Source organism: Acinetobacter chengduensis (assembly GCF_003664645.1).
Taxonomy (GTDB): domain Bacteria; phylum Pseudomonadota; class Gammaproteobacteria; order Pseudomonadales; family Moraxellaceae; genus Acinetobacter; species Acinetobacter chengduensis.
Window position 1 is genome coordinate 35,334 of the sequence record NZ_RCHC01000022.1, and the last position, 12,748, is coordinate 48,081.

Below are 12,748 nucleotides of genomic sequence, written 5' to 3' on the forward strand. Positions count from 1 at the left end.
GACGCGCATGCAAAAAGGATTTTTGGCATTGTCTGCAACCACAATATTAATGTGTTCCATGTCTGCACAGGCAAAACCCACAGTTTGTGTCTTCGATTTATTAGGTAAATCGGGCGAATCTTATAAGTTGATTGAAGAATGGGCTTTAGCGAGTAAAACCTGGGGCACAGACGTACAGCTGTCGTCTTATCAAGATGAAGCAAAATTAGATAGCGACTTTAAAGACGGCAAGTGCGATGGCTTTTATATGACCTCCATGCGTGCACGCGCCTATAACAAATTTGCAGGTTCAATTGATGCTTTAGGCGGTGTGCCCAATAATGAAATTGCTCAAAAAGCCATTAGTTACGTGCTTGATAAACGTAATAATCGTAGATTAGTGAGTAAAGTGGGTAAAGAGACCTACGAAGTTGCGGGTATTGGTCAGATTGGTTCAGCGTATATTTTTGTGAAAGATCGTAATATGAATCGCATTGAGCAAGTCAAAGGTAAAAAATTTGCCATTTTGCATTATGATCGCGCGCAAAAAAGTATGGTTGAACGTATTGGTGCTGTGCCTGTGATGTCAGATATCTCTAATTTTATTCGTAAATTTAATCAAAATGATGTGGATATTGTGGCTGCACCTGCTTATGCCTTTAAGCCTTTAAGCCTTTAGAAATTAGCAAAGGGCTGGGTGCGCAAGGCGCAATGATTGATTTTCCCGTGGTGAATGTGACTGCCGATTTAATTATTCGACCTGAGGCTTTTCCGGAAGGTTATGCGCAAAATTCTAGAGCATGGTTTGTGAAGCAACTGCCTAAAAGCTTTGCGATGGTCAAACGTATGGAAGCGGAAATTCCCGCTAAATATAAGGTGTCACTGACGAAAGAATCCCGTGATGAATATCAAAAAATTCTACGAGATGAGCGTATTCAACTGACTCAAATGGGCATTTATGATGCCAGTATGATGACGGTATTGAAAAAAGCACGATGTACGGTTGAGCGGACTAACTTTGAGTGTTCACTCGGTGGTGAATAGCCATCATGTATTTTCTTTGTAAACAATCATCTGCTTTATGCAAATTACACTTTTCGAGAAAAGTGCTAAGTATATTGATTTAAAATATGTTTTATTTTTGAGTTGTGATTTAGGTCATCAAAATTGGCAAAAGAGGCCAAAATGACATGAATTAATTGAGTAAATGCTCTATTTTTTTAAAAATAACTTGCTTAAACTTTGTCATGAATGGATACCCATGAACAAAAAAATCTCAAAAGGATAAATACAATGAAAAAAGCCCTCCTGTCTTTGGCAACTTTCTCTGTGATTGGTTTTGCAAGCACAGCACAAGCAGAAAAAGTAGATATTTGCGTATTCGACTTACTAGGTAAGTCGGGTGAGTCTTTCCAAATGGCGCAAGAATGGGCGCTAGCGGCAAAAGGCTGGGGCGCAGATATTAATCTGATTGCACGTCAAGACGAAGCTGTTGCAGACAATGACTTTAAAGCTGGCAAATGTGATGGCGTGTTTATGACAGCTATGCGCGCACGCCAATACAATAAATTTGCAGGTTCAATTGATGCCCTTGGTGGTGCACCAAGCAATGAAATTGCAAAACGTGCGATTACATTTGCTTTAGACAAACGTAATGAAAGCAAAATGATTAGCAACCTAGGCGGTAAAAAATATGAAGTTGCAGGTATTGCACCTCTAGGTTCAGCTTTTATCTTTGTACGTGATAAGAGCATTGACTCGATTGAAAAAGCAGCAGGTAAGAAATTTGCAGTATTGGGCTATGACGATGCACAAAAAATTATGGTGCAACGTGTGGGTGCTCAAGCTGTCATTTCTGATGTATCTAACTTTGTGGCGAAGTTCAACAATGGTCAGGTTGATATGGTGGGTGCGCCTGCTTATGCGTACAAACCTTTGGAAATTTATAAAGGTTTAGGTAGCAACGGCGCAATGTTTAACTTCCCAGTCCTTCAAGTGACAGCGGACTTTATTATTCGTCCTGAACAATTCCCTGCAGGTTTTGGTCAAAAATCTCGTGATTGGTTTATTCAAAACTTACCAAAAGGTTTTGCAATGATTAATCGCTTAGAAGCGGGCATTCCAGCAAAATACAAAATGAATTTAACAGCGGAAGACAAAACCAAATATCAAAAATTATTACGTGATGGCCGTATGGACATGACCAAACGTGGTATTTATGACCCAGCGATGATGAGTGTACTGAAAAAAGCACGTTGCTCTGTCGATAAAGCAAACTTCGAATGTTCACTTGGTGGTGAATGATTTGATTTTTAACAAAAAAGCCTAGTTATGCTAGGCTTTTTTTAATGCTCATTTTCAGGCATTTTTGCAATTGTATCTATGATTAAATTCGAAGATGATGCAATCAAACAGTGTTAAATTTTTATGCATTGATACACATAGCGAGATGAATCAAAAACGCCATGTAGATGTAAATAAACACAATAATGAAACGATAAAAAAAGTAACAAGGATGAAAAAAATGGATAAAGCAAAAGCGTTAAAAGTCTTCGGGCTTGGTGCAGGCTTAATGCTCGCTATGAATGTGGCTCAAGCAAAACAAGTGGTGTGTGTGTTTGATTTAGTGGGTAAAAATGGAGATGTTTTTACCCTAATGAAAGATTATCAATTGGCTGCCAAAAATTGGGGAGCTGATATTGAACTACGCGTTGGGCAAAACGAAGCCGTGATTGCGGAAGACTTTAAAGCAGGTAAATGTGATGGTATTAGTGTGACGGGCATGCGTGGTCGTCAATTTAATGCATTTACAGGTTCTTTAGATGCGATTGGCGCAATTCCAGATTTAAAACTGGCGGTTAAAGTGATGCAAGGTTTAGCCAGTCCAACCTTTGCAAAAAGCATGGTCAATGGTCGTTATGAAGTGGCCGGGGTTATTCCAGTAGGTGATGCTTATTTATTGGTAAACGACCGCAGTATCAATACTGTGGCCAAAGCAGCAGGCAAAAAAATTGCCGTTTTAGACTATGACGAAGCGCAAAAAATTATGGTCCAGCAGGTGGGTGCACAAGCCGTAAGTGCAGATGTGACTAACTTTGGCGCCAAGTTTAATAATGGTCAGGTGGATATTATTGGTGCACCAGCTGCGGTATTTAAACCTTTAGAACTACATAAGGGTTTAGGAACTAAAGGCGCAATTGTGAATTATCCAATTTTGCAGGTCACTGGCAATATTATTATTCGTCCAGATAAATTCCCAGAAGGTTATGGCCAAAAATCACGTGAATGGGTGAAAACACAATTGCCACGCGCATTTACTATTTTGGGTAAAATGAAGTCGGATATTCCAAGTAAATATTGGATGGATGTTCCAGTTGCTGATCGTGCGGGCTATCAAAAAATGATGCGTGAAGCCCGTATTGATTTGACCAAACGTGGTGTATATGACAAGCGCATGATGAAGCTGTTATGGCAATTCCGTTGTAAAGAAGATGCGAAAAACTTTGAATGTGCATTGCAGGATGAAAACTACAAATAAACCTGATAAATTTACTCTGATTTAACTTTGTTTTGCAAAGTATGACCATAGTTCGAGTATGATATACTTGAATTATGGTCTTTTTGATTAAGACATCCCATTCAATTAGAGGAATCCACCATGAATGCACCTGCACTTGTGTTGACTGACAATGCCGCAAATAAAGTGCGCCAATTGCGTGACAGTGAAGGAAACCAAGACTTAATGCTCCGTGTATATGTTACTGGTGGCGGTTGTTCAGGTTTCTCTTATGGCTTTAACTTTGCAGAAAGCCAAAACGAAGATGATGCAGAGTTTTTAAATGGCGATGTAAAAATGTTGGTGGATTCATTGAGCTATCAATATTTAGTTGGCTCAGTGGTTGACTATTTAGAAGGTTTAGAAGGTTCGCGTTTTGTGGTGCAAAACCCAAATGCAACAACAACCTGTGGTTGTGGTTCTTCATTCTCAATCTAAATCTTTCATGGCATTTAGATTCGCATAAAAAAGCCCTCATCTGAGGGCTTTTTGCTTTTTAGTCTTTGGTATCAAATTTGATGGCTTCTAAAAGATCTAACACAATTGTAGTGACATCTTGGCTGAGGTCGCGATTATTAAAAATTTCGTAAGCTGTAATTGAAACGTCGGTATCGCTTGGCAATAACTTTTGTTCTTCTTCAATCAAATCCTGAATAGGTAATAAGGTCTGTTTGATTGATAAATGTAAAATATCTTTAAACTCAATATTTTCATCTTCGAGTTCAATCATGTGCTCATTAAAAAATGGCAATAAGATCGAGTGGAGATACGGTTGAATTTCTGTGATATTAAAAATTTCGATATCACGCGTCTGTTCAATTGTGCTGATGTGGTCATTCACTTCAATAAGAATATGGTAGTAACTCACATTGCTCTCCAGTTATATATTCAGGCGGATTGTATAATTTTAGATTAACATGAAATCTAGGTTTTGTTGCGAAAGCAGATAGAAAACCTTATAAAAAATAAGGAATTTAATGTTTCTAACGTGCCGCTAAGAGCGCTAAATCTGATGCTTGTAATTGAAAATGTGTTAAATCTTGTGCGCCAAGCATCGGATACATTAAGGCCTTAGGATCTGAGTTATGTCCAAGCCCAAGTGCATGTCCTAACTCATGTGCCAGTGTTAAGCGTAAATCATCTTTGTTCTCAAATTGATAGATTTGAATTTCTCGCCCCATAAATACACCCTTGTGAAATTCGCGGGCAGGGAACTGCTGTTTGGCATGCGTGACATTTTGGTTAAAACGATGAATATTGTGGTTGTATTGGTCGACTTGCTGATTATATTGCGCATTTAATTGATTGAAGTAATCAATATCATTTTTGAGTTGCTGACTCTTCTCTTTTAATTGTTGATATTGAAGTTCAATGCGCTGACGATTTTCCCCTTGGCTGTCTTCAAGGCGACTCCAGCTCAGTCGTTGTTGATTGAGATTTTGATATTCAGCATCGATTAGTACACGACGTTGTTGAATACTCGTTTGCAATTGCTCTAAATATGCTTGTGAAGTGTTTAAATTTTCTGAGACGCGTTGATTTTTATTTTGCTCAGTATTGAGCGTTGTCTCCATTTTTTTAAATGCATTAAAGTTATCTTGTCGTTCATCATACACAAGATGAATTTTGAGCTGTGCATTTGGGTCATAGACAAAGAGCTTTTGCCCAGAGGCATTTTCCCAAAGATCAGTCGCTTGTTGGGTGAGTTCAATTAGTTCTTGTTGACTAATATCAAAGCGTGGATCGACATCGGCAATTTGATAACGTAAACGGGTGTCAAAAGGATGCAGTACGCGGTCGGACAGCGAGTTATAACGCAATTGATCATGTGTTCTGAGTTGATAATTTAATAACCCAACAAACAACAGTACAAGAGCAATAATAATAAAACGCATAATGCAAGCACATGAACAATATAGGCTTAATGTATAATATTTAAACAAAAATAAGTAGTGATACCTCTTCTAAAACCTCGGTTTTAAAGGTGCGTCTTTGAGATGCACTTATATTTGGCACATAAAAAAACCGCGCTTTCGCGCGGTCTTTTCATTTAAAGCGACAAATTATTTTTTGTCATCTTTAACTTCAGTGAACTCAGCATCTACAACGCCATCGTCAGCTTTTTGCTGTTGTTGGCCAGCAGCATCACCTTGGAAAGCGTTAGGGTCGAAACCTTGAGCGCCACCTTGGCCTTGAGCTGCTTCATACGCACGTTGTGTAATCGGCATAATAATGTTTTGAAGTGCTTCAGTTTTCGCTTTGATGTCTTCTACGTCATTTTCTTTTGTAGAAGCTTCAAGTTCAGCTACAGCAGTATCAATTGCAGTTTTTTCGTCAGCTGTTACTTGTTCGCCTAGATCTTTCACTGCTTTTTGTGAAGATGAAACTAAAGCATCCGCTTCGTTACGTGCTTTTGCAAGCTCTTCAAATTTGCGGTCTTCTTCAGCATTCGCTTCAGCATCTTTAATCATCGCTTCAATTTCAGCATCGCTCAAACCAGAGTTTGCTTTAATTTGAATTGATTGTTCTTTACCAGTGCTCTTGTCTTTTGCAGATACTTTCAAGATACCATCAGCGTTGATGTCGAAAGATACTTCAATTTGCGGCACACCACGTGGAGCAGGTGGGATGTCGCCTAATTGGAAGTTACCTAACAATTTGTTTTGCTGCGCCATTTTACGTTCACCTTGGAACACAGAAATGTCTACAGCAGGCTGGTTGTCAGCAGCAGTTGAGAACACTTGAGATTTCTTCGCAGGAATCGTAGTGTTTTTCTCGATGATCGCAGTTAACACGCCACCCATTGTTTCGATACCAAGTGTAAGCGGTGTAACGTCAAGAAGAAGTACGTCAGTTTTGTCACCTGAAAGTACAGCACCTTGAATCGCAGCACCCATTGCTACAGCTTCGTCAGGGTTCACGTCTTTACGCGGCTCACGACCGAAGAAGTCTTGTACTTTTTGTTGTACAAGTGGCATACGAGACTGACCACCCACCAAGATTACATCAGAGATGTCGCTTGTTGAAAGACCAGCATCTTTAAGTGCAATACGGCAAGGCTCGATTGTACGTTCAACAAGGTCAGCAACTAGGCCTTCTAATTTCGCACGTGTTACGTTGATCACTAAGTGTTTAGGACCAGTCGCATCAGCTGTGATGTATGGAAGGTTGATTTCAGTTGCATTCGAAGAAGAAAGCTCGATTTTTGCTTTTTCAGCAGCTTCTTTTAAACGTTGAAGAGCAAGAGGATCTTGTTTCAAGTTTACGCTTTGTTCTTTCTTAAATTCTTCAACTAAGAATTCGATTAACGCGTTATCGAAGTCTTCACCACCAAGGAATGTGTCACCGTTTGTAGACAACACTTCGATTTGTTGGTCGCCATCAAGGTCAGCGATTTCGATGATTGATACGTCGAAAGTACCCCCACCCAAGTCGTATACAGCAACTTTACGGTCGCCTTCTTTTTTGTCCATACCGAACGCAAGTGCAGCTGCAGTTGGTTCGTTGATGATACGTTTAACTTCTAAACCTGCAATTTTACCTGCATCTTTCGTTGCTTGACGCTGCGCATCGTTGAAGTAAGCAGGAACAGTAATAACCGCTTCAGTTACTGTTTCGCCTAAGTAATCTTCAGCTGTTTTCTTCATCTTTTTCAAGATTTCAGCAGAGATTTGTTGTGGCGCAAGTTTCTTGTCGTTTACATCAACCCAAGCATCACCATTGTCTGCTTGGATAATTTTGTAAGGTACAAGACCGATGTCTTTTTGAACTGCTTGGTCTTGGTACTTACGACCGATCAAACGTTTGATCGCGAATAATGTGTTTTTAGGGTTAGTTACTGCTTGACGTTTCGCAGATTGACCGACAAGGATCTCGCCATCTTTATACGCAATAATAGATGGAGTTGTACGTGCGCCTTCAGCGTTGTCGATTACTTTAACTTTGTCGCCTTCAAGTACTGCTACGCAAGAGTTAGTTGTACCTAAGTCAATACCAATGATTTTCGCCATTTGGATGTTTCCTCTAAAATTCTTTTATTCCCAAATTCTTCCCTTTCTCAAAGGGAAATAAAAAGGGATTTACTTGTTATCCGATATGAGAGCCAATCAAAAATTTTCAAGTTTAAATTTAGAAAATTTTTCAAAAACTCTCGAATTTCTTGGGTTTATGCGCCAACCATAACCATAGCTGGACGTAATAAACGACCATTAAGGCTATAACCTTTTTGTAAAACTGTGCCAATTTGATCAGCTTTAGCAGATGGGTCGATACCTACAGCTTGATGTAGATCTGCATTAAAACCATTTGCGGTATCCACAGCTACCACACCAAATTTCTCTAAAGTAGAGAGCAATGATTTAAGTGTGAGTTCAACACCTTCAGACAATGAGTTTTTTTCATCGCCTGCTGCAGCAATAGCACGTTCAAGGTTGTCAACTGAATCTAGAAGTTGTTTAGCAAACTTTTCAAGCACAGTATCTTTATGCTTTTCAGACTCACGTTGAATACGTTCTACACTTTTTTGTGCTTCATATACTGCATTTGCAGTACGCGCTTTTTCCAGCTTTAAGTCGCCTTCAAGCTGAGCAATCTGTTCCTGTAAAGACTCAACGGTAACTTCTGCTTGCTCATTTTCAGCTTGAGTTTGCGCTTCTGCTTGCTCTTGCTCTAATTCTTGAGAGTTCGGGTTTTGCTCAGTCGCCATTGATTTACTCCGTTTAAATGGGTTCTTAAACATGTACAGTCCTTGGGCCGTCAGTTCTAACTGCGTTAATTCTGAACTGCCATGATTTGCTAAATGCCACGATTAAAGAAGAAATCGGGGCTTCTGTGAAAAATTCAAGCAGAGGTATCATAATTTTTACGCATCTTGTGAGAATTCATAGAGAAAGCACAGTTTTATGGATAAAAGCTCGATCTTTAAAACTGCAAATTAGATTAAAATATACAAATGGATCTAAAAAAACGATTAATATCATGATTTTTATCAGTTTTCATTTTTCTGTCATGCAAGGCAATATAATCAAATCAACAGCAGTCATATTTTGAAGAGAGAGCAAGATATGGCTTCTGTTTACTTATTTGTGTTGTGTGATTTTTACACTGGTTAATATTTATACATAAAAACGATTAGAACTATTTTATAAAGTCTTTCACAAAATGTGGATAGACCACTACTATAGATCTCAGATTCTATCGCTGAAGTTTCTTCTTTTAGTATATTTTGAATGTGTTTTTCAAGGCTTACCCAACCTCTGGGTAAGCTTTTTTTTTGTTTCATGTAACTGGAATTGGCAACATATAGCATAGATGTCAGATCTGACAGGACCTAAGCCAAATTAGCCTAAAACATATTAACTATAGAATTAATATAACGTTGCAGAAGGCGTACTGCTCCACCTTAAAACTACTACCGAGCAGGTGGGCATAAGCAAAGGATTTTTTTCATAATCAGCATCGCAAAGCAGTGACTTTGCGTTTTATTTGAAAATGAAAGGAATATATAAAGATGAAGAAAACCATGTTAATGCTGTCCGTACTCGCAGGCTTTGCTTTAGTGGCTGTGGGGTGTACATCTCAAGATGCGGTATCAGCACCAGAAACTTCACAATTAAATACAGCGCCTGCTACGCAAGAGCAATCTACAGCAACAGTGCAAGCAGATCCGAGTATGCAAAATATGGATGGGATTCAATCTGCACCTGCAGTAGAGGGACAAGCACCACAAGCAACAGCACAATAAACATTTAATTCATCTGTACATTCGGTTCAATTATTTGGGCTGATGGCAGATTTACACAGTAGAAAGAAGATGGCGCCCTTTTCTGTCTACTTGCATCGTGTATCGTGATTTAATTTACACAGGGTTATCACTTAGATTTAAACAGCTTAGCGCTACATGTGTAATGTTGTAGTTATGACATAGAAAATAGACATAAAAAAAGCCCATAGCTGTGCTATAGACTGGTGCTGAATAAAGGACAGGATTTAATTTCGGTTGTCCTGACGGCGATCTTCCCAGCGTTGACGCTGTTCATCACGTCGTTGATCTGCAGATTGTTTGCGTTGATCATAGTTACGGTTTTGTTCGCGTTTTTTACGGTCCCATTCTGCACGCTTTTCACGGTCTTTTTGCGCTTGTTGGCGCTGTTGCTCATTACGTTGGCGTTCAATTTCATTTTTTCTACGTTCGAGCGCTTGTTGTTGCTGGCGTTTTTGTTCCCATTGTTGACGCTCATACAGCTGTCTGCGTCGATCTTGCTCTAAACGGTTACGTTGCTGTTGATATTCCCAGCGTTGACGATCTCTTTCACGATCGTATCGCGCATCATAACCACGGTCGGATTGGCGCTGATCATAACGTCCATCGTAATAACCATCCTCTGGAAATGCCACACATCCTACGGCCATAAAAGCAGTGGCCAACGAAATTGCAATAATTTTAGTCGTCATAGTGATGTCCTTGATGAATGGGAGCAGCAAAATAACTCCACAAATTAAGAAATAATTGTCAATGACAAGTGATTTAAATAAGCTTAGCTTAATGAATGAAATATCTGTGTATGCAGATGTTGGGACTTGTATACAAGTATGGTCACATAAATGTTGATCATGTAGAAAGTATGAAGAAAGCCAAGGAAAAAAATAGCAATGACCGCTTTTAATCAAAACTTGCAACAACTATTAGAAAAAGGCCAAGGCACGGCTGCACGTGCACTCGATAAACTTCCTAGTTTTGTACAAGAGAATTTAGCCAAAGCATTGGGTTATCCTTATATATTTCCAGACCTAGATCCTTTTATTAAATGCATGATGGCGGCACAGCTTAAGCAAGGCCGTCAGGGTTTTATTGGTGCAGATTACGAAAAATCACGTAAGCAATTTGACTTACAGATGCAGTCGCTACGCAATAAAGTTACTGCGGTCAAGCATGTTGAAGATTTACGTTTACCTTTGCAAAGTGGCACGGTATTCGCGCGTCACTATCATCCTGCACCTGGCAAAAAACTTCCTTTAATTGTGTTTTATCACGGTGGTGGTTTTGTGGTGGGTAGTTTGGATACACATGATGAAGCCTGCCGTTTATTGGCTGTCCATGCTAAAGCACAGGTATTAAGTATTGATTATCCTTTGGCACCTGAAGCTAGCCCTCAGCAACTCATACAATGCTGTGAAGATGCGTTGGCTTGGGTATTTCAAAATAGCAAGCAACTAAAAATCCTAAAAGGCCGTATTGCAGTTGCAGGAGATAGTGCGGGCGCTAATATTGCGACTGTGGTTGCACAGCGCACAGCACAAAAAGCTTATTCTCCTCATGCACAATTGTTGATTTATCCTGTTGTGGATTTTAAAAGCCGTCATCCTTCATTCTTTGCATATAAAGATGGTTTGGTGTTGACAGGGGTTGATGTCGATCATGTAACTGCTTTTTATGCAGAACAGCATCAGGTTGCACTTGATGACCCGCTGATTTCACCAACCTATGGCAAATTAAAAGGTTTGGCGCCTGCTTTTATTGTGACGGCTGGGCATGATGTATTGCATGATGAAGGCGAGATTTATTCGCATAAATTACGTCAGCAGGGCGTTGCGCTACACTACCAAGAATACTTAGATCAAACCCATGGCTTTATTAATTTAACTACGGTTTCGGCACGTGCAAAAAAATACCATATCGAGCTAAGTAAGAATTTCCGTAAATTTTGGGATAAGAAAAATGGCTGAAGACATGGTTTCACGTGAAACCATGTTATCTGTCTTTTATTTTAGCTTCAGGAAAAATTAGACTAAATTTCGGCACAAAAAAACTCTGTAATAAACGTGCCTGAGAAAAGTCTGGAAATAGTCCGTGGGTATCTGACCATTCCACGCCAGCTAATTTTGCAATATGCCCTCTAAATTGGGGGGCAAAACTATAACGTTTATTTTTCCAAGATTGTCGGATCTGCAAAATTGAAGATGGAATATGATGACTATTAATATAAAACAGCTTCGGTTTTTTAGCTTTATATAGCTTTAAGGCGAAATGTTGATCTGAAACACGGACTGTACACGTGAGGCCGTTTTCTGTGTCTTGCCATTCAAATTGCGCTAGTTCTTTTGGAATTCCCCAAAGTGCTTGTCCGTGAGTGACTGAAGTAAGCGTAGAAACGTATATTTTAGGGATAGAACTTAACACTCGCTTACTAATCAGAGGGTGATCCAAAATCAACAATTCATCATAAGCACCAACAGGTGAGCTTTCATAACGAACCAATATCACTTGAATCATTCTACCGATTGGGGAGGGGGAGTGATGTAATAGGTGTGATTGTTGAATAAAACGTGGCGTTAACCAGTAGTTTAAAATAAAGCCCGTGCCGTGTAGCTTCCAAGGGGGAGGTGCTTGAATCATTTCTAGGGTACTGGAAGGGGTATTCATATTTTTCTCATTTTGATTAATGCTTTATTTCTCATGAAAGACTAAAATACATACAGTGACAAGCACAACTTCATATAGATGAGTGAGCAAATGTTAAAACATGCTTTTATCGCACTAACGGCAACGTTAAGCAGTTTCGGTGCATTCGCACAAAATACCTTGGTAGAAATGAATACCAATATGGGCAATATTGAGATTGAGTTATTTAACGACCAAGCACCAATTTCAGTAAAAAACTTTGAAGACTATGCAAAATCAGGTTTTTACAATGGCACCGTATTTCATCGCGTTATTCCGGGCTTCATGATTCAAGGTGGTGGCCTAGGCAGTGACTTAATAGAAAAAAGTACAGATAAAGCTCCTATTAAAAATGAATCTTCAAATGGCTTGCTGAATAAGCGTGGCACATTAGCTATGGCGCGTACAAACGATCCCAATTCAGCACGTAGCCAATTCTTTATTAATACTGTAGATAATGACTTTTTGAATAAAAGTGCGATGAATGCTGGCTACGCTGTATTTGGTAAGGTGACTAAAGGCATGGATGTTGTTGCGAAAATTGAAAAAACAGCAACGAGCAATCGTGGTATGTTCCAAAATGTACCAACACAATCGATTGTTATTCAGAGTGTGAAGATAAAAGCACCAAAAGAGAACAAGTAAGTAAAAAAAGCCCATTCATAAAAAATTAATATTAAATTATTAAAATCAGATGTTTGGGCTTTATTATGTACAAATATGAAACAAATCAGTGCATAAAAAAGAAACACACGATAAAACAAGTGATTAAA

At 39.1% G+C, this 12,748-nt stretch carries 12 protein-coding genes and 1 pseudogene; 7 read left to right on the forward strand and 6 right to left on the reverse strand.

Features of this window, described 5'->3' with window-relative positions; all coding sequences use genetic code 11:
- Window positions 1-7 precede the first annotated feature (7 nt).
- The 4 genes and pseudogenes from D9K81_RS15760 (at window position 8) to erpA (ending at window position 3,973) form a co-directional block, all read left to right on the forward strand.
- A pseudogene (locus D9K81_RS15760) lies at window positions 8-1,023 on the forward strand (putative solute-binding protein).
- Between the two features lie 249 nt (window positions 1,024-1,272).
- A complete protein-coding gene (locus D9K81_RS15765) occupies window positions 1,273-2,283 on the forward strand; it encodes a putative solute-binding protein (RefSeq protein ID WP_120375795.1) in 1,011 nt (336 codons plus the stop codon).
- Between the two features lie 268 nt (window positions 2,284-2,551).
- Window positions 2,552-3,517 carry a putative solute-binding protein gene (locus D9K81_RS15770; RefSeq protein ID WP_120375805.1) on the forward strand — a complete coding sequence of 322 codons (966 nt, stop codon included), beginning with the start codon at window positions 2,552-2,554 and terminating at the stop codon, window positions 3,515-3,517.
- A gap of 120 nt (window positions 3,518-3,637) precedes the next feature.
- Window positions 3,638-3,973, forward strand: a complete 336-nt coding sequence (erpA, locus tag D9K81_RS15775; protein WP_106986194.1) for an iron-sulfur cluster insertion protein ErpA — start codon at window positions 3,638-3,640, stop codon at window positions 3,971-3,973.
- A 58-nt stretch (window positions 3,974-4,031) separates the two neighbouring features.
- On the opposite strand, the gene D9K81_RS15780 is transcribed toward erpA, so the two are convergent.
- From D9K81_RS15780 to grpE, 4 genes are all read right to left on the reverse strand, one after another.
- Complete coding sequence (locus D9K81_RS15780) at window positions 4,032-4,415, reverse strand: hypothetical protein (protein ID WP_120375796.1); 384 nt, start codon at window positions 4,413-4,415, stop codon at window positions 4,032-4,034.
- A gap of 103 nt (window positions 4,416-4,518) precedes the next feature.
- Complete coding sequence (locus D9K81_RS15785; protein WP_120375797.1) at window positions 4,519-5,430, reverse strand: matrixin family metalloprotease; 912 nt, start codon at window positions 5,428-5,430, stop codon at window positions 4,519-4,521.
- Window positions 5,431-5,598: 168 nt separating this feature from the next.
- Window positions 5,599-7,545 (reverse strand): molecular chaperone DnaK, encoded by a 1,947-nt coding sequence (dnaK, locus tag D9K81_RS15790; RefSeq protein ID WP_120375798.1) that lies wholly within the window; start codon window positions 7,543-7,545, stop codon window positions 5,599-5,601.
- Between the two features lie 155 nt (window positions 7,546-7,700).
- Entirely contained in the window at window positions 7,701-8,240 is a 540-nt protein-coding gene (gene grpE / locus D9K81_RS15795; protein ID WP_120375799.1) for a nucleotide exchange factor GrpE, read from the reverse strand.
- An 804-nt stretch (window positions 8,241-9,044) separates the two neighbouring features.
- On the opposite strand from grpE, the gene D9K81_RS15805 reads away from it, so the two are divergent.
- Complete coding sequence (locus D9K81_RS15805) at window positions 9,045-9,278, forward strand: hypothetical protein (RefSeq protein WP_120375801.1); 234 nt, start codon at window positions 9,045-9,047, stop codon at window positions 9,276-9,278.
- Window positions 9,279-9,523: 245 nt separating this feature from the next.
- On the opposite strand, the gene D9K81_RS15810 is transcribed toward D9K81_RS15805, so the two are convergent.
- Window positions 9,524-9,988 (reverse strand): hypothetical protein, encoded by a 465-nt coding sequence (locus D9K81_RS15810; RefSeq protein ID WP_120375802.1) that lies wholly within the window; start codon window positions 9,986-9,988, stop codon window positions 9,524-9,526.
- A gap of 198 nt (window positions 9,989-10,186) precedes the next feature.
- On the opposite strand from D9K81_RS15810, the gene D9K81_RS15815 reads away from it, so the two are divergent.
- Window positions 10,187-11,260 (forward strand): alpha/beta hydrolase, encoded by a 1,074-nt coding sequence (locus D9K81_RS15815; protein WP_120375803.1) that lies wholly within the window; start codon window positions 10,187-10,189, stop codon window positions 11,258-11,260.
- 25 nt (window positions 11,261-11,285) lie between these two features.
- Here D9K81_RS15815 and D9K81_RS15820 read toward each other — a convergent pair whose 3' ends face one another.
- Window positions 11,286-11,957 (reverse strand): acetoacetate decarboxylase family protein, encoded by a 672-nt coding sequence (locus tag D9K81_RS15820; protein WP_120375804.1) that lies wholly within the window; start codon window positions 11,955-11,957, stop codon window positions 11,286-11,288.
- Between the two features lie 90 nt (window positions 11,958-12,047).
- Here D9K81_RS15820 and D9K81_RS15825 point away from each other — a divergent pair, with 90 nt between their 5' ends.
- Complete coding sequence (locus tag D9K81_RS15825; protein ID WP_120375806.1) at window positions 12,048-12,620, forward strand: peptidylprolyl isomerase; 573 nt, start codon at window positions 12,048-12,050, stop codon at window positions 12,618-12,620.
- Window positions 12,621-12,748: the final 128 nt, after the last annotated feature.